The organism is Methanomicrobiales archaeon HGW-Methanomicrobiales-1 (assembly GCA_002839675.1).
Taxonomy (GTDB): domain Archaea; phylum Halobacteriota; class Methanomicrobia; order Methanomicrobiales; family Methanospirillaceae; genus Methanoregula.
Genome location: PGYM01000002.1, coordinates 369,952 through 391,684 on the forward strand (window position 1 = coordinate 369,952; position 21,733 = coordinate 391,684).

The 21,733-nt window shown below is 52.9% G+C and carries 22 protein-coding genes; 13 read left to right on the top strand and 9 right to left on the bottom strand.

The window, feature by feature from the left end:
* Window positions 1–148: 148 nt before the first annotated feature.
* The 3 genes from CVV30_08210 to CVV30_08220 all read right to left on the bottom strand — a co-directional run bounded on the left by CVV30_08210 (window position 149) and on the right by CVV30_08220 (window position 2,770).
* Entirely contained in the window at window positions 149–1,339 is a 1,191-nt protein-coding gene (locus tag CVV30_08210; protein PKL69527.1) for a peptidase M24, read from the bottom strand.
* A gap of 88 nt (window positions 1,340–1,427) precedes the next feature.
* Window positions 1,428–2,108: a 3,4-dihydroxy-2-butanone-4-phosphate synthase gene (gene ribB, locus CVV30_08215; protein ID PKL69528.1), complete on the bottom strand. Its 681-nt coding sequence runs from the start codon at window positions 2,106–2,108 to the stop codon at window positions 1,428–1,430.
* Window positions 2,105–2,770 carry a riboflavin kinase gene (locus CVV30_08220; protein PKL69529.1) on the bottom strand — a complete coding sequence of 222 codons (666 nt, stop codon included), beginning with the start codon at window positions 2,768–2,770 and terminating at the stop codon, window positions 2,105–2,107. Before CVV30_08220 ends, ribB begins: the two co-directional genes overlap by 4 nt.
* 124 nt (window positions 2,771–2,894) lie before the next feature.
* On the opposite strand from CVV30_08220, the gene CVV30_08225 reads away from it, so the two are divergent.
* The 4 genes from CVV30_08225 to CVV30_08240 are packed head-to-tail and all read left to right on the top strand — an operon-like array spanning window position 2,895 to window position 6,205.
* The gene (locus CVV30_08225) at window positions 2,895–3,605 is read left to right on the top strand and encodes a transcriptional regulator (protein ID PKL69530.1); all 711 of its coding nucleotides are present in this window, start codon (window positions 2,895–2,897) and stop codon (window positions 3,603–3,605) included.
* A complete protein-coding gene (locus CVV30_08230) occupies window positions 3,599–4,651 on the top strand; it encodes a hydroxymethylglutaryl-CoA synthase (GenBank protein PKL69531.1) in 1,053 nt (350 codons plus the stop codon). Before CVV30_08225 ends, CVV30_08230 begins: the two co-directional genes overlap by 7 nt.
* Window positions 4,648–5,814, top strand: a complete 1,167-nt coding sequence (locus tag CVV30_08235) for an acetyl-CoA acetyltransferase (protein PKL69532.1) — start codon at window positions 4,648–4,650, stop codon at window positions 5,812–5,814. The genes CVV30_08230 and CVV30_08235 overlap by 4 nt, the downstream gene beginning before the upstream one ends.
* 1 nt (window position 5,815) lies before the next feature.
* Window positions 5,816–6,205 carry a transcriptional regulator gene (locus tag CVV30_08240; GenBank protein PKL69533.1) on the top strand — a complete coding sequence of 130 codons (390 nt, stop codon included), beginning with the start codon at window positions 5,816–5,818 and terminating at the stop codon, window positions 6,203–6,205.
* A 27-nt stretch (window positions 6,206–6,232) separates the two neighbouring features.
* Here CVV30_08240 and CVV30_08245 read toward each other — a convergent pair whose 3' ends face one another.
* The 4 genes from CVV30_08245 to CVV30_08260 form a co-directional block, all read right to left on the bottom strand.
* Window positions 6,233–6,976, bottom strand: coding sequence for a hypothetical protein (locus CVV30_08245; GenBank protein ID PKL69534.1), 744 nt, complete (start codon window positions 6,974–6,976; stop codon window positions 6,233–6,235).
* 209 nt (window positions 6,977–7,185) lie between these two features.
* On the bottom strand, window positions 7,186–8,523 hold the full coding sequence (locus tag CVV30_08250; protein ID PKL69535.1) for a ribonuclease J: 1,338 nt from the start codon (window positions 8,521–8,523) through the stop codon (window positions 7,186–7,188).
* 233 nt (window positions 8,524–8,756) lie between these two features.
* A complete protein-coding gene (locus tag CVV30_08255) occupies window positions 8,757–9,002 on the bottom strand; it encodes a hypothetical protein (protein PKL69536.1) in 246 nt (81 codons plus the stop codon).
* A gap of 80 nt (window positions 9,003–9,082) precedes the next feature.
* Window positions 9,083–10,000, bottom strand: coding sequence for a methyltransferase (locus CVV30_08260; GenBank protein PKL69537.1), 918 nt, complete (start codon window positions 9,998–10,000; stop codon window positions 9,083–9,085).
* Between the two features lie 42 nt (window positions 10,001–10,042).
* Between CVV30_08260 and hmgA the strand changes: the two genes are divergently transcribed.
* Window positions 10,043–11,320, top strand: a complete 1,278-nt coding sequence (gene hmgA / locus CVV30_08265; protein ID PKL69538.1) for a hydroxymethylglutaryl-CoA reductase (NADPH) — start codon at window positions 10,043–10,045, stop codon at window positions 11,318–11,320.
* 38 nt (window positions 11,321–11,358) lie between these two features.
* On the opposite strand, the gene rimI is transcribed toward hmgA, so the two are convergent.
* On the bottom strand, window positions 11,359–11,844 hold the full coding sequence (gene rimI, locus CVV30_08270) for a ribosomal-protein-alanine N-acetyltransferase (GenBank protein PKL69539.1): 486 nt from the start codon (window positions 11,842–11,844) through the stop codon (window positions 11,359–11,361).
* Between the two features lie 156 nt (window positions 11,845–12,000).
* On the opposite strand from rimI, the gene CVV30_08275 reads away from it, so the two are divergent.
* Together CVV30_08275 and CVV30_08280 are read left to right on the top strand one after the other, a co-directional pair.
* The gene (locus CVV30_08275) at window positions 12,001–13,266 is read left to right on the top strand and encodes a DUF1015 domain-containing protein (GenBank protein PKL69540.1); all 1,266 of its coding nucleotides are present in this window, start codon (window positions 12,001–12,003) and stop codon (window positions 13,264–13,266) included.
* Between the two features lie 63 nt (window positions 13,267–13,329).
* Entirely contained in the window at window positions 13,330–14,202 is an 873-nt protein-coding gene (locus CVV30_08280) for an ATP phosphoribosyltransferase (protein PKL69541.1), read from the top strand.
* A 104-nt stretch (window positions 14,203–14,306) separates the two neighbouring features.
* On the opposite strand, the gene CVV30_08285 is transcribed toward CVV30_08280, so the two are convergent.
* Complete coding sequence (locus CVV30_08285; GenBank protein PKL69542.1) at window positions 14,307–17,588, bottom strand: hypothetical protein; 3,282 nt, start codon at window positions 17,586–17,588, stop codon at window positions 14,307–14,309.
* A 218-nt stretch (window positions 17,589–17,806) separates the two neighbouring features.
* Between CVV30_08285 and CVV30_08290 the strand changes: the two genes are divergently transcribed.
* Genes CVV30_08290 through CVV30_08315 form a run of 6 tightly spaced genes read left to right on the top strand, consistent with a single transcriptional unit; the run spans window position 17,807 to window position 21,642 of the window.
* Window positions 17,807–18,433, top strand: a complete 627-nt coding sequence (locus CVV30_08290; protein ID PKL69543.1) for a hypothetical protein — start codon at window positions 17,807–17,809, stop codon at window positions 18,431–18,433.
* A complete protein-coding gene (locus tag CVV30_08295; protein ID PKL69544.1) occupies window positions 18,426–19,535 on the top strand; it encodes a hypothetical protein in 1,110 nt (369 codons plus the stop codon). The genes CVV30_08290 and CVV30_08295 overlap by 8 nt, the downstream gene beginning before the upstream one ends.
* On the top strand, window positions 19,529–20,041 hold the full coding sequence (locus tag CVV30_08300; GenBank protein PKL69545.1) for a hypothetical protein: 513 nt from the start codon (window positions 19,529–19,531) through the stop codon (window positions 20,039–20,041). Before CVV30_08295 ends, CVV30_08300 begins: the two co-directional genes overlap by 7 nt.
* The gene (locus CVV30_08305; GenBank protein PKL69546.1) at window positions 20,029–20,400 is read left to right on the top strand and encodes a hypothetical protein; all 372 of its coding nucleotides are present in this window, start codon (window positions 20,029–20,031) and stop codon (window positions 20,398–20,400) included. The genes CVV30_08300 and CVV30_08305 overlap by 13 nt, the downstream gene beginning before the upstream one ends.
* Window positions 20,378–20,845: a hypothetical protein gene (locus CVV30_08310; GenBank protein PKL69547.1), complete on the top strand. Its 468-nt coding sequence runs from the start codon at window positions 20,378–20,380 to the stop codon at window positions 20,843–20,845. Before CVV30_08305 ends, CVV30_08310 begins: the two co-directional genes overlap by 23 nt.
* The gene (locus tag CVV30_08315; protein ID PKL69548.1) at window positions 20,845–21,642 is read left to right on the top strand and encodes a hypothetical protein; all 798 of its coding nucleotides are present in this window, start codon (window positions 20,845–20,847) and stop codon (window positions 21,640–21,642) included. The genes CVV30_08310 and CVV30_08315 overlap by 1 nt, the downstream gene beginning before the upstream one ends.
* Window positions 21,643–21,733: the final 91 nt, after the last annotated feature.

A 21,733-nucleotide genomic window follows, 5' to 3' on the forward strand; every position in this document is an offset into this window, starting at 1 on the left:
CGGGCGATGTCCGACAAAGATGACCATTGCAAAGATGCTACCCGAGGAATGCCTGAAAAAACTGGCAAAAAAGTGAGCAGGCAGTCGCAGGACACAAAAATCCCCCTCATCTCTGCACAGCCAATCGCATTGAATACAATAGTAACCGTCAGTATACCTCAACGAGTCCACGGCTCTTCCCCGTGATCGACCGGCCCCCCTGCGGGGTTACGATAAACGTGTTCTCGATCCCCACCAGTCCAATCTTCGGGATGCCTTTCTTAGGTTCGAGGGCAAAGACCATTCCTTCCTGTAGGGGTTCATCGAATCCTTGCGCAATGACTGGCATCTCATCAATCCAGAGCCCGATCCCGTGACCGAGGAACTTGACCTTGTGCTTCCCGAATCCCATGAAATTGTTCAGGAATTCAGGCTCAAGCCCCTCCATGACGGTTGTGTAGAGCTCTGACGGGATAGCCCCTGGTTTGAGGAGCGCAGCCAGCTGATCCTGTATCTCGACGCACCGCTCGTGCTCCCGTATTGCTTCATCGGGAATCGGCTTCCCGAACATATAGCTCATGGTCTTGTCGGTCTGGTACCCTTTGTACCCGCACCCGATATCGATCACCACTAAGTCGCCCTTCTTCAGTTTCCGTTCCCGGCAGCCCATCAGCGGAACGGACGGGTGCATACCGAAGATGCCGCCAGGGGTATTGACACACGTGGGAGAGATGGAACTCGTGCCAAACCCGATCTGGCCGAGCAGCATCTCGTTGAACATACCGAACCGGATGATACCCTGGTGGCCCTCCTTTACCATGAGAGAGTAGAGATCGCAGGTGAGTTCGACCTCATCGATCCCTTCTACCAGCATACCGGGAATGCAGTCTTCAAGCACGTGGCGGTGAATTTTCCCCGCATGTTCCATCAGGGAAAGTTCATACCGGCTCTTCACAGACCTGACTGCTGAAACCTGTTCATCGACTGACTTTACGTTCGTAAATGGCAGGTATTTCTGCAACCGCTGGAGCTGAGCGATCGGCATTGTGTCGGTTTCAAGATACACGGTGGACGGAAGATTTCCCATTCCCGCAGCTACGTCCCGGTAGCTCTTCATATTCCGGATGTCCGGAAAGAGCGACTCTGCCAGTCCCCGCTCAAAACTCTGCCGTACCCAGAAGACGGCATCGCCTGCCTGTGGGATGAGCAGGAGTCCGTCTTGCATCGTGCCCGTGAAATAGTAGAGGGGGATCTTGCCAACAATGGCTGCAAGCTCCCAGCCGGGACAGGTACTATCCATCCGGGCCCGGAAACGCTTCAGCCGGTCTTCGAGTTCGGTGAGCGGAACTTTCATGTGGATAAAAATGGGGCTTAAGGGATGATAAGAATAATGAAATCTGCCGGGAATCCGGGGTTATGGTATTAGTAAAAAGGTTAAATCGGGAATTTTATTTCCTTTTGCTTTTCTCTGCTTCCCATCGTTCCATAACGGTCGGTCCATCGATAAACACGAGCCCGTGCTTTCTCGCATAGCGCTGTGCATCTTCTTTTGACAGCGCATAGCCGGACTCATCGTCAAGCATCTCACAAATCGTGACTGCCGGTGTGATTCCCGCCATCTCGGCCATCGCGATCGAGAGCTCGGTCTGGCCTTTCCTCACATCAAGAAGCCCGTCCGCTGCCCTGAGAAGGGCCATATGGCCCGGTGTGCGGAATGTTTCGTGGAAACTCACATCGCCACCATTGAGCGCACGCTTCACCTGCTCGGCGATCGCGTTGACCGTCAGGGTCCGGTCGCGATCGGTGATACCCGTGAATGTATTCCGGTGGTTCACCCAGAGTGAGAAGGAGGAGTGATTCTTCCGGTCGTACGGGATGTCGCCATCCCGTTCCGCAACCGCAATTGCCCTTAGGGCATCGCTGGCAAACGGGAGGCCGAGCCGCTGGGCTGCAACCGGGTGGACTGCCGTGCAGATCAGCCCGCCGCCATCCTTGCGCATCCGCAGGATATCTTTTGGGGTGACTGAGTCGGAGCGGATCGCAAAATCCGTCTCGCCTTCCCGATCTGCGAAATCATAGAGAAGGATAAATTTCCCATCACGCAGCGCTGCAAGCGCCTCATCGATCACGGCCCCACCTCGACGCTGACGCTGTCCGAGTCCTCGACACCGAGTTTCCTGCGAAGTGCCATCGGTGCTATCACTTCTATAATGTCCTCGGGGTAGTGAGTTCTGCCGGGCACAACAATTCCGCAGGAAATCGTGCCAATCCGGCACGCAATGCATTTCGCATCGCCGAAGGTCCGGCCGTCCGTTGAGAATCCCTTGATGCGTGTCCACTCGAGCGCATCGATCTTCTTGCGCACCGCGATGCTGGAAGGAGAGAGGCGGATGTTGAGCGTGCCAGGGTAGGGCTCAAATCCAAGATGGGTATTGAACTGTTCCTTGTAAGAGGCAAGGCTCATGTAATATTTTCCCTCGCCGATGCCAGAAACTACAGCGCCATTCAGCACATAGGACTTGCCACCCTCAGTAAAGATACGGGAATATTCCTGGTGTTCCCTGCGGAGTTCATCCTCACCATGCTTGGTCAGGGTAACATGCTGGCCGTCAGAGGCAAGGGTCCGGCTGATGAGCCCCTGCGTTTCAAGCCCTTTGAGTCGCCGCGATGCGGTCTGCTGGCTGATCGCAAGCATCGTACCGATGCTTTGCGTGGAGACAAAGACGGGGCCCTTGCAACCGCCACGCAGTGCAATGGCCTTGAGACACTGGAGATCTTCAGCAGGTATCATACTTATCAAAATTGAGTTGCTCCCTATTTATGAGTTGCCCTCCGGGAAATCCTCCGTCGGGGTTCGTTCACTGTCGAAGCCACGTTCGCTAATTATATAACTCAACGGGTCTTTGTTAATAAGCATGAAATCCGGAAAGCGGAACCAGCTCGCTGAAAAGATGGCTGGTGAGATTACGCTGTCGGACTCACCGGGGCATGCGCTGAAAAAATGGCGCATGAACTTCGAGATCGCACCCGGCGTCTTATCAGAACGCCTTGGTGTCTCACCGTCCGTAATCAGTGATTACGAGAGCGGAAGGAGGAAAAGCCCCGGAACCGCCGTTGTCGGCAAGATTGTCGATGCACTCCTCACCTCTGATGAGGAGACCGGCGGTAAACACATTGAAAAATTCTCAACCATGCTCTTTTCGGCAGTTGACGATGATGTGATCTATGACCTCCACGAGTACGGTTCACCCGTACCACTGAAAGATTTTTCAGATGCGATCGGGTGCTCAGTACTCTGTGGTTCCATGGACAAGGCCATCTTCGGCTATACCGTGGTCAACAGCCTGAACGCGATCATGCAACTCTCATCCGATGAGTTCAATCGTCTTTACGGCTGGAGCACGGAACGGGCGCTGGTCTTTACCAATGTCTCGACCGGAAAATCACCGATGGTTGCCATCCGCGTGACACCGTTCAAGCCGCGATGTGTGGTGCTGCAGGGAATCGATGCTGCAGATGTCCACCCCATCGTGGAAAAGATGGCAGAACGCGATCGCATCACCGTCTTGTGTACGAGCATGGATGTGGATAAAATCGTGAGTACTCTGAGGAACAAAGAATGGTAGGCATCATTACTTACGGTGTATATATACCGAAATATCGTATCAAGGTCGAAGAGATTGCCCGGGTCTGGGGCGCAAATGCCGCAGACATCACCGGGGGACTGGGCGTTTTTGAGAAGTCAGTTCCTGACCTTGACGAAGACGCAGCAACCATTGCTGTTGAAGCGGCACGAAACGCACTCCTGCGCCGGCATGTTGACCCGAAAGATATCGGGGCCGTGTACGTGGGCAGCGAGTCGCATCCGTATGCGGTGAAACCTACGGCATGCACGGTCGGGGAAGCCATCGGTGCCACCCCGAATATGACCGCAGCGGACTATGAATTTGCCTGCAAGGCAGGTACGGCTGCAATCCAGACTTGTATGGGCATGGTGAAGAGCAAAATGATCCCCTTGGGGCTTGCCATCGGTTCCGATGTCTCGCAGGGTGCGCCGGGCGATGCGCTCGAGTACACCGCAGCGGCAGGCGGGGCAGCCTATGTTATCGGGAACGATGATCCGATCGCAACGATCCACCACACCTGTTCTTTCACCACCGACACGCCGGATTTCTGGCGCCGCGAAGGACAGGATTACCCCCGCCATGGTGGGCGGTTCACCGGCGATCCCGGATACTTCAAGCACGTGAAGGGTGCAAGCAACCTCCTCTTCGAGCAGACCAAAAAGACTCCGAAGGACTTTACGTATGCAGTCTTCCACCAGCCCAACGCGAAGTTCCCGCAGAAAGTTGCAAAGGACCTCGGCTTCACTACTGCACAGATAAAGCCGGGCCTTGTGGTGCCGCACCTCGGTAATACCTACTCCGGTGCATCACCCATTGGTCTTGCAGCAACACTCGACATCGCAAAACCGGGCGACACCATCTTTGTCTGCTCGTTCGGGTCCGGTGCCGGCGGCGACGCATTCGATATTGAAGTGACTGATGCAATCCTGTCGGATGCATTCAGGCGGGATGCAGCACCGAGTGTCGAGAAACTGCTTGAAAATCCCATATACCTTGATTATGCACGATATGCACAGCACAAAGGAAAACTGGTGATGCAATCATGAGAGACGTAGCAGTGATTGGTGTAGGCTGCACCCGATTCGGTGAGAAATGGTCGGAGTCCTTCCGGGATATGTTTGTGGAGGCAGGGGCTCTCGCCCTTGAGGATGCCCAGCTTTCCGGGGAAAAGATCGATGCAATGTATGTCGGGAACATGAGCGCAGGACGCTTCATCGAGCAGGAGCACATCGGCGCCCTGATCGCAGACTACGCAGGTATGGCAACACGCCACATCCCGTCAACGCGGGTTGAAGCCGCATGCGCATCCGGGGGTCTTGCCTTCCGGCAGGCTGTCATCGCCGTTGCAAGCGGTATGGAAGATATCGTTGTCGCAGCAGGTGTCGAAAAGATGACCGATGTGGAGCCGGGTGCAAGTACCGACGCCCTCACCGGTGCTGCAGACCGCGAGTGGGAAGGGTTTGTCGGCGCGACATTCCCCGGCCTTTACGCAATGATCGCACAGGACTACATGCACAAATATGGCATGACACGCGAACAACTGGCACAGGTGGCCGTGAAGAACCATTACAACGGCGCCCGTAACCCCATTGCCCAGTTCCAGCAGGAGATCACCCTCGATACCGTGCTGAGATCTACCATGGTCGCTGACCCTCTCCGACTCTTTGACTGCTCACCCATCACGGACGGGGCAGCGGCAGTTATTGTCGCACCGCTCGACCGTGCCCGCGAATTCACCGACACGCCAATCAAGGTTCTCGCGAGCGCACAGGCAAGCGATACGATCACCCTCCACGACCGACGGGACATTTCAACGCTGGACGCGACTATTGCTGCAGGCCAGCGGGCGTTTAAGATGGCAAAACTGACGCACAAGGACATCAATATGGTCGAAGTGCACGACTGCTTCTCGATCGCAGAGATCTGTGCCATCGAAGACCTCGGGTTCTGCAAGAAGGGCACGGCGGGCAAATTCACCGCCGACGGCGAGACTGCCCTTGGAGGCTCAATTCCGGTCAACACAAGCGGCGGCCTCAAGGCCTGCGGCCACCCCGTCGGGGCTACCGGTATCAAGCAGGTATACGAGATTGTCCAGCAGCTCCGCGGCGATGCGGGCAGACGGCAGGTCGATGGCGCAAAGATCGGCATGACGCACAACGTGGGCGGAACCGGTGCCACGGTCGCTGTGCACATTCTCGGGAGGGTGTAAGATGTCAGTCGCACGATTCTGGCGAAAGATACCGCAGCGCTACAACCTGATCGGCACGAAATGCGAGACCTGTGGAAGCCACTTCTTCCCCCCGCGGTCATTCTGCCCGGACTGCCGCAGGGACGGAAAGATTGTGAACCACAAATTTGCCGGAAAGGGAGAGGTTGTCACGTACACGATCATCCAGACAGCCCCGGACAATTTCGCATCTCACGGACCGTACGTGCTTGCCATCATCAAGCTCGACGAAGGACCGAGGATGACCACCCAGGTTATCTGCGACCCGAGCGAAGTAAAGATCGGCATGCGGGTCAAAAGCGTATTCCGCAGGATCGCCACCGATGGCGAGAGCGGCATCATCCACTACGGCACCAAGTTTGCGCCGGAGTAATCATTTCTTTTTTTCCAAATCATCCGGTTACGGATAATCATCAGGTACTTCACCACCCATTTCCCGCACGATCCAGACGGCTCTTTCTTCTTCCCCGGTAGGGATGGGAATTACCACATCAAATGGCTGGATAATAAAACGATCGACCAGCTGGGAAAATGAAAAAATAATCGCCATCGGCTTCTTCTTGGCGGCCTTGCGAAGCTGGATCCCGGTCTTCCACACAAGAAATGAGCGGAACGGGTAGACTACCCCCTCGTAGATGATCCCGAAGTGGGAGAGAAACGCATCGTGCGATGCTTTCATTGCCCGCTGCCGTTCGATCCAGGGCATGATCCGGGAGACAATATATAAAAATACCATCAGTGCAAGCAGGAAAATGCCGGTCTCAAGGCCACCATCCTCAACGAAGATCAGGAAGAAAAGCGCCACAATCACGAGCATCCCCCCGACAATGAAAAATACCGCCCGGTTCCGCTCCTGAAATTCACCATACTCCCGCTCCACGCTTACCCGGGCTACATCCTCCGGATAGGTCCAGTGGGCTAGCAGGGAGGGATCGGCAAGGATCGTATCCATCACCCGGGCCCGGTGGACAAAGAGCAGGGCAACAGCAATACTGCTGATCGCGAGAAAGAGAGAGACAAAAGCAATCGCATACCCTCCGTCCATACCGTCAATGAACAGGTATGACAGGAAAAAAATCAGCACAAATATAACTGCTGCAATCAGCGAGGCTGCAACTTTTTTCCATTCGGTATTGGGCGTCATGGATTTCTTATCTCTTATGGAACCATCAGGTAATTTTGGGTTTCGATCACGAGATGCATTCATTGGGCGGGCGAAAGAGCCTTGATAAAATGAACGTTGGCAGGTTTTTAGAAAGGTGCAAATCTACCGTATTTTTGAAAACAGGAAATAATATGGGGTATTTTCTCACTGAACCATTTCATGGTTTTTTATCATCGTCAGAACGGTTCTCATTTGATCCTGAGCCGCTGCCCGTTCCTCATCAGGTGAACATCATTATCCAGGGTATACCCAAGATCGCTGGCAAAATCAGCATAGCCTGCCGTCATCTTCATGTCTGCATGAGCAGGGATGATATGCTGGGGTTTTAGCATCTCGAGAAACTCGTAGTGGTCTTCCCGGTACGCATGGCCGCTCACGTGCAGATCATCAAAAATCCGGGCCCCGGCCATTTTAAGCTGCTGCTCGATCCTGTACCGGTTTCCGATGTTCATCGGGTTTGGTATAATGTTTGCCGAGAAGAGTACCTTGTCACCCTTGCTCAGCTGGTAGGGAGTATCGCCCGCTGCAAGCCGGGTCAGGATTGATCCGGGCTCACCCTGGTGGCCGGTGACAATAGGCAGGAACTGATCCTTTCCCTCCTTCATCATCCGCCGCATCATACGATCAACGGTTCGTCGGTTCCCATAAACGCTTGCGGTCTCAGGGAATGAGACGAGTTTCATCTGTTCTGCGGCAACGGAGTATTTCTCCATCGAGCGCCCGAGAAAGATAGGCTTCCTGCCGATCTCATGGGCACATTCCGCAATTGTCTTGACCCGGGCGATGTGGGATGAGAACGTTGACACAACGATCGCATTCTTGTCGTCCTCGAAACTCGTGATAACACCCCGCACAAGATCGCGGGCAATCCGCTCGCTGGGGCACCGTCCCGGGCGATGGATATAGGTGCTTTCCACGATGAGAGCCAGCACTCCCTCTTTGCCGAGCTGCCGGAACCGGGCAAAGTCCGGAGGCTGGCCGATGACCGGTGACCGGTCAAACTTGAAGTCGCAGGCATAGACGATCGCACCGTGGGGTGTGTGAAGCACCGGTGTCACGGTATCAATGATCGAATGCTGCGTGCGTACGAATTCCAGTACGAGGTTCGGGGAGAGCGTGTACCGTTGACCGGCGTTGAGTGCGAAGAGTTTGTTTTTTACTTCAAATTTCTTCTCACCCGCGATCTGCTGCCGGATCAGTTCGGTTGCATAGGGGGTTGCGATAATCGGTGCATTGTACCGGTGCGCAAGTTTGGGAATCGCCCCGATATGGTCCAGGTGTCCGTGCGAGCAAACGATTGCTTTTACCGTACCCTCAACCTTTTGCAGTATCGTATCATCCGGAATTGCCTTGATCTTGATCAGATCAAGAGAATGCATCTCGTCAACTTCCGCGTCCTCGTGGATCATCAACTGGTCGAGGCGGAGCCCCATGTCAAAAATGACAATTTCCTTTCCGCAGCGAACGGCGGTCATGTTGCGCCCGACTTCGTCGTATCCGCCTACGGCTATAATCTCTATTTCCATTATGTGTTGTATCTCCTGATTTTTTTTCTGATTGTATAATCTGCGGGAATTATTTCCCGGTTTTTATGACATCGCATCTATCTTGCGATCCCGTGTGAATCCGCCGGATTAACTATCGGCCAAATCCCCCGGAGTAAACCGGGGAAACTATCCGTTGGTGAGCCATCTTCGACATATCGGCGAAATTCCCTTAACGAACCGTACGGATATTTGCCCGTTACGGAAAAAGGGCCTCAGGGGCCATCACCACGAAACCGTGGATCATCGGGATCCTGTACTGGCATCAGAGTCTTCTCCTGATGCTGTTTCTTCGATGGCATGTTACCATCGTCCGCATGATTCCTGCACTGTTTCCCGCGCAGGCCATTCCGGGTTATGAGAAGATTCCCGGAATTTGTGTCTATGGTAAATGGTGAGGCAACCACATCAATCTTTGTTTTCTGCCAGTCATCAAACCGGTGAACATGTGAGCCTCGCATGCCAGTTCGCGTGGGGGTAACCAGGTTTCTTTATTGTTGCACGTTCCCCCACTTGCTTCAGAGGGTTTGCAACCGGACCCTTACGAACACTTCACACAGATATCATACACCGCATGCCACTGCCCGGGTGAGTACGACCGCACAACCCGCTCGGCCAGCACTTCTCCCCCCAGTTCGCCAATGCACTCCCGGTGCTCCCCTTCTGCTGATACCAGCGAATAGAAGTGAATGGTCCCACCAGGCTTGCAGAGCCGGAACGCGTCTTGTAAAAATTCCGTACCGGACAGGGGGAGGTTCATCACGATCCGGTCAAACCGCCACGGGAAGATCCCGGCCAGTCTCCGGGCATCCGCGAGCACGGGAAGCACGTTTGTTGTCCGGTTCTGCGCAATGTTTTCCAGCATCAGTTCTACAGCCCGGGGGTTGAGATCACAGGCAACCACAAGCGCAGCCCGCGCTGCAAGCGTGATCGCGAATGGACCAACACCGGCAAACATATCGAGTACTGTCTCGTTCCTGCCAGTCTGCTCAAGAATGCGTTGCCGCTCTGAAGAGAGCCGGGCGGAGAAGTAGGCGGCTTCAAGATCGACATGGAAGCGGTGCCCGTACTCGATCACTTCAGTTCGGGTCGTGGGAACACCGGCAATTACTTCGAACTCACGGGTGCGGTACTCGCCCGACACTTCACCTTTCGCGTAGACGATGGTATGAAGGGAGGGGCGTGAGTCGAGAATCTTCTGCGCGCCCACCGGATCGTTCTCCTGTATGATCGCAATCCCGCCTACCAGTTCGTGCCGTGGCAGCACCACACGCTCCGGGTTCTGCTCGAACTGGCACTGCTCTGCACCCTCGCGCCAGTCAAGAAGCGGGAGGAGGAGCGCGTCGCCATCGCGCCGTACCTTAAGTGAGAGATCGAGCGCGCCTTCATCGATAAGTGCCCGCCGTGTGGTTTCTCCCTCGCGTGCAGGTACCCGGATGCCCCATTGTTCAACTGTCATGCAACCACGTGTATCATAAATTTATACGTGCTACCATTATTCATGGCTGATGATGGCGGGCACCGATCAGGGGCCGGAAACAGTGAAGGTTCCGGTCGGAACAATGAGCGGGACACAATAATCCACGGAAAACTGAAGAGCGGGGAACTCCGGCTTTACCAGCTGGAGACCGAGCTCACGGCCATGGATGCGATCCGCGTGCGCCGGGAATATATCGAAGAGGAGACCGGTACAAAACTCGAAAATCTCGGCATCTTCTCGATCGATATCGAGCGCGTAGTGAAACGCAATTGCGAGAATATGATCGGCACGATACAGGTACCGCTTGGCGTAGCCGGGCCGATCTCGATAAAAGGCGGTTACGCGCAGGGCAAATACTGGCTCCCACTCGCAACAACGGAAGGTGCGCTTATCGCATCCGTGAACCGCGGGTGCAGTGCGATCTCGAGAGCCGGTGGGGCCGAAGTGCGTGTCCTGCATGACGGGATGACCCGGGCACCGGTCTTTGCTGCCGACAGCATAGTTCACGCGGCACAGGTCTGCGACTGGGTGGTCGCTCACCGCGATGAACTCAAAGCAGCTGCGGAGAGTACGACGTCCCATGGGAAACTGAATGATATGGTCACCTTTGTAGCGGGAACAAGTGTCTATGTGAGGCTGGAGTTCGACACCAAGGATGCGATGGGGATGAACATGGTCACCATCGCAAGCGCGAAAGTGGCCGACCTGATCGCACAGGGAACGGGAGTGCGGCTCATTGCCCTTTCCGGCAATATGTGTACGGACAAGAAACCAGCCGCAATCAACGCAATCATGGGCCGGGGGCGCAGCGTTGTCGCGGGAGTTGCCCTCTCCCACGAACTGATCGCCCAGATCTTCAAGACCGATGCAAAGACCATTCATGAAGTGAACTACCGGAAGAACCTCGTGGGGTCAGCCCGGGCCGGCGCCATGGGCTTCAATGCGCACGCGGCAAACGTTGTGGCAGCGATGTTCATTGCCTGCGGGCAGGACGCGGCGCATGCAATCGATGGCAGCACCTGTATCACCACCGTTGATCTCACGGATACCGGGATTTACGTCGCGGTCACGCTTCCCTCCCTCCCAGTAGGGACCGTGGGAGGGGGAACCGTTGTCGGGACGCAACAGGAATGCCTCAAAATTTTAGGGGTTGCCGGCAGTGGTTCACCCCCGGGAACCAATGCAAAGAAACTGGGCGAGATCATTGGTGCAGCCGTCCTTGCCGGGGAACTGTCCCTTCTCGGTGCACTTGCCGCCCAGCACCTTGCCCGGGCACACCAGCAGCTCGGGCGCGGCTGATATTTAAAAAAAGTATTCCCGGATATTTTCTTTTTTCATCAGAACCGGAACCACTTCATCATCACAAACGCATCTTCCCCGTTTGCATAGTACTGGTCAATCCCGAACACGTGCCGGTAACCCAGCCGTTTGTAAAACTGCTGCGCTGCCGTGTTGGATACCCGCACTTCGAGCTGGACTGCGGTTGCAAGTTCGAGGGCAAACTGGTGTTCTACCCGGCGCACAAGCAGCCTGCCGATCCCTTTATGGCGGTACATCGGGCTGATCCCCAGGTTGCAGAGATGGCCGTAGATATTCTCGCCATTATCTTCGAGCCCACCCACCACAAAGCCCACTACCTGACCGTCGCAGACTGCAACAAAGTAGGTGGTCGGGTAATAGGTGAGCGCCTCTAAAAAGACCGGCATTTCCCACGGGTCGATAAAGCACTCTTTCTCAATAGCTACAATCGCCGCGAGATCAGAGGGTATTGCCCGCCGTATCAAGGGCAGCGGATAGGTCACAAGATCATGGGGTCGGATCATGTCGGGGTCTCCCACAATGGGGATATTGCTGTACTGCTGGGAGCCCGCAGGTCAAAGTTTTTGCCCCTGAACGGGCGGCAGCGGTGTGCGGAAATATAAGGGATCACACCCAACTTTTAGAGCAACTGTGTCTCCCTGTCCGGTGCTGGTGTTGGTATGGTAAAGATCTATCGTTTTTCCGGGGTGCGCCCCACCCGTGAATGTGCGCAGGCAATCGCTGCCGTTCCGTATGATGTCGTGACTGCAAATGAAGCCCGCAGGATCATTGAGAAAAAACCCGAGAGTTTCCTGCGCGTGAGCAGGCCGGATGCGGAACTGCCCGGCATCGACCCCCACGATGACAAGGTATACGAGCGGGCGCACGAGAACTTTGCAGCACTCCAGGAATCAGGAAAGATCCAAAAGGATCCCGAGCCGGGCATGTACGCCTACCGGGTGAAACAGGACGGGGATACGTTCCTTGGCCTCTGCTGCTGTCTTGATGTTGACGATTACCGGCAGAACCATATCCGCAGGCACGAGCAGACCCGGTACGACAAGGAAGAGGACCGGACCCGGCACATTGAAGCCGTAAAGGCGCACAACGGGCCGGTAGTACTCCTGTTCCGGAACAGCGGGGACATCTATTCGCTCATCAATGCACAGGTTTCCGGAGGCGCGGTTCCCGATGCAGAGGTGCGGACCGATGATGGAGATATTCACCAGATCTTCCGTATCACGGACCCGACCATCCTTGCCCGGTTCGAACAGCACTTCGCAGGCCTACCCTCACTCTATATCGCTGACGGGCACCACCGGGCAAAGGCGGCAGTAAACGTGGCTGACCGCAGGATCGCAGCAAAGGTCCCCTGCGATGAAGAAACTTTCCGGTTCATGGGGGTCATGTTTGCCCACGACAAGGTAAAGATCCATGGCTACAGCCGGTTGCTCATGGATCTGGGCACGTACACACAGGACACCTTCCTTGACGCTTTGAAAAAATATTTTGATGTCGAGCCGTACGGCAGGGTGGACGGACGCGGATTCAACATAAAACCAAAGTGCAAGAAACCGGAACGCTACCACGTTGTGCACATGTATCTTGGGGGCCAGTGGTATGAGTGCACGCGCCTGCTGGAGAAGAATGCGGCACCATTAGATGCCCTTGACGTGGCTGTGCTCCAGACGTGGGTGCTGGAAGGCATGCTCGGGATCACCGATCCCCGTGGCGATGCCCGGCTCCAGTATCTCGGGGGTGCCCGGCCGGTTGCCGATCTGGAACGGCTTGTCGACAACGGGGAATACCGGCTCGCGTTTGCCATGCAGCCGGTCCGGGTCGAGACCGTACTGTCCATTGCCGATGCCGGAGGCGTCATGCCCCCCAAGTCCACGTGGTTCGAGCCCAAACTCTTGAGCGGGCTTGTGGTTCACACGTTCGAGTGAATTCCGTGGTAAACCTGTACCAACCCCTCATCTTTATTCTTTTTACCGCGAAGAGTATACGGTATGATTACCATCGCACTCCCGAAAGGCAGCCTTGAAGCACAGACACTCCAGCTCTTCAAGGAAGCAGACCTTGAGGTCAAGCGCACGGACCGCGATTACAATCCCCGCATTGCTGATGATCGGATCGGCAAGATCAAGATCCTGCGCCCGCAGGAGATCCCCACGTACGTGGAGAAGGGCTATTTTGATATAGGCATCTCTGGTCTTGACTGGGTGAACGAGACCAACTCGGATGTCGTGGAGGTGGCCAACCTCTCGTACAGCAAGACCGGGGAAGGCAACGTAAAGATCGTGATCGCGGTCCACCGTGACGAGCCCATCGAAAATGTCTCCCAGATCCGCCCGAACAGCCGGGTGACGACCGAATACCCTGAGCTCACGAGGAAGTTTTTCGAAGATCTGAAAATTCCCGTCCAGATGTTCCATTCATTCGGTGCATCTGAGGCAAAAGTCCCCGATCTCATGGATGTTGTTGTCGACCTGACCGAGACCGGCACCACGTTGCGCAAGAACGGGCTGAAGATCATCGGGCAGATCATGGAGTCCCACACGGTGATCTGTGCGAACAAGGCAAGCTGGGCAGACCCGGTGAAGCGTCGGGAGATCGAAGAGATCCGGACGCTGCTCTTTGGCGTCATTGAAGCAAGAAACAAGGTGCTCCTGACCATGAACGTTCCTTCTGCATCGATGGAGAAGATTGTTGCAGCCCTGCCAGCAATGAAAAAGCCGACGGTGAGCCAGCTCCATGGGATCGATTATTACAGTATCCAGACGGTTGTGCAGAAAAATATGGTGAACCAGCTGATCCCCCGGCTCAAGGCGTGTGGGGCAGAAGATATCCTGGAGATCCCGATAACGAAGATTGTGCCGTAGCTGGGCAACAGGAGAAATTTATTTTTTCGATATCAATAACATAAAAAATTATCAGAAATACATCCATCATATGATGAAAAAAAAGGATTGAACAAATAAGAATATTATTCCAGCTTGATAAACGCCCTTGTTGATACATCACCTTTCGAATAGAGGGCAGAACCGGAATTTTCTTTTCCCCCCGGTGTGGATTCTGAGGCCCGTACGGTTATCCGGTAGATATCCCCCGGTTTCAAGGTGCTGGTATCAATTACGAATGAGTATGTGCCGCTATTGCCAGCGGGGGGTGAAATCAGTAGATTTGCATATGCCGGCCATAAATTTTGAGATGCTGCGCAGGAAACAGGATTTGAACTGGTCTCGGAACAGTACAACAGCTTCTCGTTCAAGTGTTTGTCCCCGTCATATCCAATCTTCCATGACACCGTCATGAGGTTCGGATCCGTTGCAACGGGCGTAACCAGCACATCTGTCACCGTGAGGGTTGTTGGTGTCCCGAAAGGATTATCCGCTTGACCCGGATGAATTGTCCATATTTTGGATGGCACAGTTACCGTCTGGCTTTTACCGGTGACCGTGTCGATGAAGGTGACTGGACTCTGATCGCCAAAGATCCCAATCGCACCAGCCTTTTTCATCTCGAACTGGATGTTTGCCATCCAGATATCATTCAGGATTATCTTACCTACATCGAAGTCCAGTTGCTTTGGGGTCAGCCCTGGGATAAGGGTAGGGTTCGTCCAGTTGCCGGTATCGTCACGTACGTATTCATAATACTGGTTCTTCGGGGGAATAACCGGGACCTCTGTGTACTTTTTCACCAGTGTTGAGGATGAGGCTCCTCCGCCAGGATTGTACACATATTCAAGATATTCATCTACTGCATCACCGGTAACAGCATTTCCGTCAACGGTGATTTTACCGAAGTCGGCTTTCAGCTGGGTCTGTCCGCCAGCCTGCTCGTTCAGCGCCCCGGCAATATCTGTGTAGATGGTCGCCAGTTGAGTGGGATCGCTGGCCGGGTAGTATTTACCTCCGGTATCCGTGGCGTACCGGGTCAGTTCATCACTACTCACATCAGATCCAAGGCCGATAGTGAATATCTTTATTTTTTTGCTATTTGCCCATGCAATAATACTGCCTGTTCCGACATCGGGGAATGACTTGATCGAGGGAGATGTCTTTATACTTTCGGGATCTCCCCCGGTATTCCATTTACCATCCGTCAGCAGGATGATCGCTCTTACGGGTCTCTCTGTCGAGTAAGCAGGAAACTGCGAAACCGCATTGTACAGTCCTTCACGTGTTGGAGTTCCCCCGGCAGGTACAATTCCGTCGAGACCTCCAGTTACCTCTGTCAGGGTATGCAAGTTCAGAACGAGATCATTGCTCGCGTAAACATTATCCCCGTAATCCTTCGGTTTCCCTGCATTGTAGTGAGCGTTGAGGTAGAGCTGGTGGGGGGAAGCTGGATCATATTTGTTGTAATAATACCCGGGACAACCGTTGCCACACTCATAAGCTGAATCGTCGGCTACCCAATACCAGCTACCATACACATGATCCCAGCTCCATGAGCTTCCCGATTTAGTCGGTGCCAGTTTCGCCCAACCGGATTCTCCATCATTATCACCAAAGGATACAAGCCCGATATGATCCTTTCCTTCCGTTAGTTTTGAGGAAAAAGTCAAAGCCGCATCCTTGGCCTGGACCATCCTATCAGGATAATCCAGCAGCATGCTCCCTGACCGGTCATTACAGAGCACGACATCGATTGGCTTTGGCTGGAGTGCTGCGCCGGTCCCCTTGATCCAGATCTTGACATTGATGATATCCCCCACATTGGGATCCAAGTTATCAATCTCCGATTCAACAGTAAGAAACGGATAATTCTTCCAGACAAACGTGATCTCCCGGGTCTTTACCTCGCCGGTCTTCCCATTAGTCCATGTAGCTGTCACTTTACAGGATCCCGTTGCTGCCTCATCGTACCCTGTCTCTCCCTTCTTGGCAAAGGTTCCCGGTAGGAACTGAACAGTTGCATAACCGCTGTCCATCGCAGTGGTGACCGTAGTTGGAGGGGTAAGTGATGATGAAACGGTTTCCGCGAACGTGCCTAGAGTGCCATCAGGCTTCGTGTAGGTAAGCGTGTCGGCAGACTTCGTGAAAATGACGGTCTCTCCCTTGACTGCATTGCCCGAGACATCTACCACCCGGGCTTTGACATCAACCGGTTTTGCCCCGTCAACATCCATGCTGACCATTGTCTGGGGGCTTGCTGTCAGGAACATGTCAACCGGGTCCAAGGCGGTAAATTCTACAGTCTGACTGCAGAAGCCAGACTCAAGTGTATCAGTACAAAGAAGCGTTGCATTCATTGCAGTAGTTGTTCCGGGAACAACTGGCGTGGCTGTAATGGTGTATATACCGGCGATGCTCTTCGCACCATAAGGTGTGGAAGCGATACCATCGGGACCCGTAATCAGATGGACTTCTTCCCCTGGCTTGGATGTCGTGACCCAGAGATCTGCATATCCAATAGGATTGTGATTTTTATCCAGAACCGTCCAGTAAAAGATAAAACTGTGCTCTGGATCCTTGCCATCGGCAGGCCAAGACGAAGGAGAGGGGTGCAGCTGGACCAGATAACACGGATCGCTGTCCGCTACGCCCGTGATAGTGACCAGGCCTCCCAGATATGATCCGATTGGGTAGATCTGGATGTTATTTGGCCCGGCAAGTGTTGAGACCCGAAGATCCACAGAAGCATTCCCTCCCCCATCTGTTGGAACTGTCAGATCCTGCACATATTCCGTGCCCTGCAGGAAGCCTGCGCCCCCGTCGCCTGACATATGGAGAACGATATTGTGGATTTCTGCCGTGTTTTTATTATCAACGGGATTATTCGAAATGTCTGTAAGTGGGATAACGATTTGGGTGACTGAACCCGCTGTCACTTTGAGCGGGTAATCAACTACTGCTCCCGATGGAATATCGTGATCAATTCGCTGGGTACAGCTGATAGGTAATATCGTCCCATCAGTGGAGGTAACGGTGGCATTGATGGTCACCGTCCCGCTCTTGGTCTTGCTCCGGAACACGGTTTGTGCGATACCGTCAATGCCGGTTGTTGCAGACGGGGAAGATAGTGTTCCCAAATCCTGTGAATCGCCCACAAGGGAGAAGACGACATTCGCTCCGGACACATCCGTTGCAGGCGACCCTTGCATGACGTGAACGATAATGGTAACCTGATCGTTACCGTTTGCAATAATCCAGCCGAGATTTGAGCTGACCATAGTCGAGGGGGTCAGGTCTGCGGCGGCTGTGATGCTCACCATGAAAAACAAGCCAAGTGCAATCAGAATTATGCGGTGGATCTTCAAACCTGATCCCTTCCTGAGCGATACATTATATTTTTGAGTATTTATATTTTTTTATATTGAAAAAAGTCATATTTTTTGTCAAATTTGCAAAATGATGAGTTTTGTTACCTTAATCAGTGTTTGCCCACCCGAGTGTTGCCTTGCAGGAGCGTACAAAAATTCAAGCAGATGAATCAACATAAATAGTTCATCACCACAAAAAAGCATGAGAAGCATACATGAGCACAACGGCCCGAAAGCATCTTACAGTCTTATTTTCACTTATCCTCGTACTTGCTACCTGTTTTACCATCGGTTGCAGTACGCAGCCACCCGCCTCTCCCCAAAATGAGACCGGAACGGTTTCCGATTTCGGGTTCCGGACCGAGACCATAACTCAGGAACAAAAGGCAATGCTTAGTTTCAGGGAAATTACTGCCGATCTTACTAACCTTCAGTTCAACACCGGGAACGACAGTGCAGTAAATCCCTCCCCAAAAAACCAGATCCTATTCGCCAGAGGAATCGGTCTTGACGAGGAGGGAAAGACCGTTAGTTGGACATTTGCGGTGCGCCACAACACCAGCACATCCATTGTCACCTATGACCCACAAGGCAGAACCATCGTTGCCTGGACTGGGGTCTTCCCCCAGAGGGAGATTCAGATGAATTCGATCATCACACCAGAAGATCTTTTCCTGAAGAACCGGGCGGCGATTATCAGGAACCCGGGTGAAAACCTGACAGGGTCCCGGGATCTTGCACTCTCGATGGATAACTATACCCTTACCGTTTCAGGAAATGGGGCTACACGAGTCATGGAATTTGATGCGAAGACAGGGGCGTTGAAATCATCCCATGACTGACGATTCCGGGATAATGTCGATAGATTTCCTGACAGGTTTCACGATATTCATGATTGCCTTTATCTGGGTGGCAACCATGGTACCGGGCCTGTTTATTGGATTGAAATCCAGCACGATCGATTACGATGCGATAGCTTACCGGACCAGTGTAATTCTTGTCGAAGATCCGGGCAACCCGGCAGGACCACCCGTTGACAGTAACGCGTGGGAATTCCTGGCAGACAGTAATAAAGTGGATATTAAACGGTTCGGGTTTGCCATTACAAAAGATTCCCCCCATATCCTCGATAAAAATAAAGTGAACCGTTTTTTCTGCTCTACGGTATATTCCTATCCCGATGATTATCGTCCACGCGTGATCTTCGGGGACAACCCCTACCGGTTCAATGTTTCCCTCATGGTGGTCGGCGAGGGACTCCTCTCTATTGGAGACGTTGTGCCGGACAATTACCCCTATGGGTATATCCGCAGGGATGTGAAGATCAAATCCTCGAGCAATACTACCATTGATTCCCGCATGATCCGGGAGTTTGGATTTAACAATTCAGAGAACGTTTCATACCACCAGTTCTCCATGCAGATCGATGGTACGAAACTCCTCAAGGGGGATATCACAGATTCCGCATACCAGATCAATCCGCAGAAGGATCGGATTATTATCAATATATCCGGTCTGAATGCCATTCCGGTCCGGCCACCCGGAATTCCAGAAAATAAATACGCAACTGCAAATCTGACCCAGATCCGGTTTTACAAATCATCGTACGGGGAAACAACACTCAACGATCTGGCCGTGAATGATGTGACCACGTATCTCTACATGGATGGAAAACCAGTTGCGACCCGCCCGCTGCCGCAACCACGTCCCGGGGTTGTGGAGAATATCTCTATGATATTCCAGCCGTCATTTTTCAAGTACGCATCCCCCACAGATACTATCTATATCAACCTGACCTTCGGGCTCGACTCTACCATTGATTATCCGTTCGGCCAGCAGTACCTGAATTCCACTACAAAAAGCCCCTTTGATTACAATTACATTCCGACAAATGTGACCCAGCCGACTCTCAACGATGCAGTCATGGAGGTGGCGGTATGGTAAACGATTCGGGCCAGCTATATACCATCGAGGGCATCGCCGCGGGCCTGATTATGCTCCTGACCGCATTCATTGTTGTCAACAGCACATCGGTATACACTGCGGGAGATACCCACATCAGCGATATGCAGCTGGAAGTACTGGGAAATGATGCCCTGAAGATGATGAACACTGCACCCAACAGTACAATCGTAAAAAGCCCCCTTCAGACAATTGTTGAACAGGATCGTTCCGAAACATTCAGTGAAATGTTTCTTAATATCGTCAATAACAAGACCGGAACTGACCGGGATCATGTCCAGTTTGCAGCAAATGTGACCTACGCAGATTTGACCGGATCCATCAACAGTACCAGCCTGAGTAATTCCGGGCGCCCACTTGTTGGAGGGGAACATCCCGTACGTGTTTCCGAGTGGGTAATTGTCGAAAAACGATTTCCCGATTGTTCTGCCCTCTCCTGTTCAGGGAAACATGCCGTTCTCGTGGAGGTACTCTTATGGCGGGATTAAAAGATGATGCACAGTGGATAGTGCTAATGGGATTTGTCGTGAGTTTCAGCCTGTTCTTCATTGCGATCGTTCTCAACCAGTCAACAGTAGTTGGACAGACAACCGCGGAGGCCGTACTGGAATTCCCGAAACATGATATCAGGGGCATTCGTGACGTGATCATTCAGACTGCTTATATGGATGACACCGATCCATTCAAAAACAAAACGAACGTGCAGAAAGATATCCATACTATGTCATTGGGCCGGCAGAATGCGGTGGTATTATTCTCAAATACCACGAGTGAGGGATTTACCTATGGTGAAATCCATTACAACAACGGGGTGGTGGAATATAATGAGGACTGGAGATCACCTTAGGAACCTTGATAGTGACGACGCCGGCGTGGCAACGATGATAGAGTACATCCTGATTTCCGGAATCCTGATGATCCTCTTTGTGGTGATGCTGCTTTTAGTCAATGCAAATTTCATGCAGGGGCCGGTGAACACTCTCACGTATTCAGCATTTACCGATATTAGTAACGGTATCTCCACCAGGATTGTTGACACGTATGCCATCGCCCCCGTCACTGGGAATATTACCTCACGGTTCGATATCCCGGATGATGTCGCGGGAAGGGGGTATTATGTTGAGATCGGAAATACTGTCGGGAGTGATCCAACAACCCAGACCGTCACAGTCTCGGGAGGCATGATTACCACCAATGTAGCGATTGCCGGTATCGGTTCTACCCAAAGGGCAATGGGAAATACTACCGGCACGGGACTGAATATGATAAGCTTTGATTCAAGAGGGTTTTAATGACGGGTAAAAACCGGATTTCATGCACTGCAGGAGTATCCGAATCAATCGGGTTTCTTCTCATATTCACTATTGTAATAGCCGGTATCGGGATGGTAACACTCTACGGTTACCCGATGCTGCTCCAACAGCAGACAAGTGCAGATGAACAGATCATGGAAAAGAACATAATCGTATTGCAAAACGACGTAAAAAGTCTCGCGTATAAGGCTGTGCCTTACAAGGAAACATCCTTAAAGATCGGGGGCGGGACGCTGGCGGTATTCGGTTCGGGATATACTCCTGCAACATCGTCGATAAAAATATACAACTCCACTACCATTTACGTGGATTCCTTCCATTCCGGGGATCTGATGTACTCCTCTGCGTCTGCCGGCACGGACATATCTCTCCAGAATGGAGCGGTCGTAAAACGCCCACACGCGGAGCCGGGATCGGTAATGCTCGCTGAGCCACGGTGGTTCCATGACAGCCAGACGAATACCATGGTCATTAATCTTGTCAATATTACCAGCACCGACATACTATCTCGGACAGGAGTGGGAACCGTCCAGATGGCCCTAGGAGAGACGCAATTCAGAATTGAAAGCCTCCCAGCAGGAGATATAGTAACTCTGGAATACACCCCAGACCCGACACAGGATTACTCGATAGCGTGGGATAACTATTTCCAGAAAACACAGGGCATGACACTGGTAAGTGGAACGCCAGGTACGGGATCGATACTGACGTATAACCTGCCACCAACCAACACTCTGGTGATCAAACAATACGAAGTGATCATCAGATCGCTCTGATCTTTTTTGGGCAAGTTAATTGAATACCAAACGGTTTTTATCCCGACAATAGGTCCAAAATTCTTTATTGAAGATCCGATCACTTTTTCGA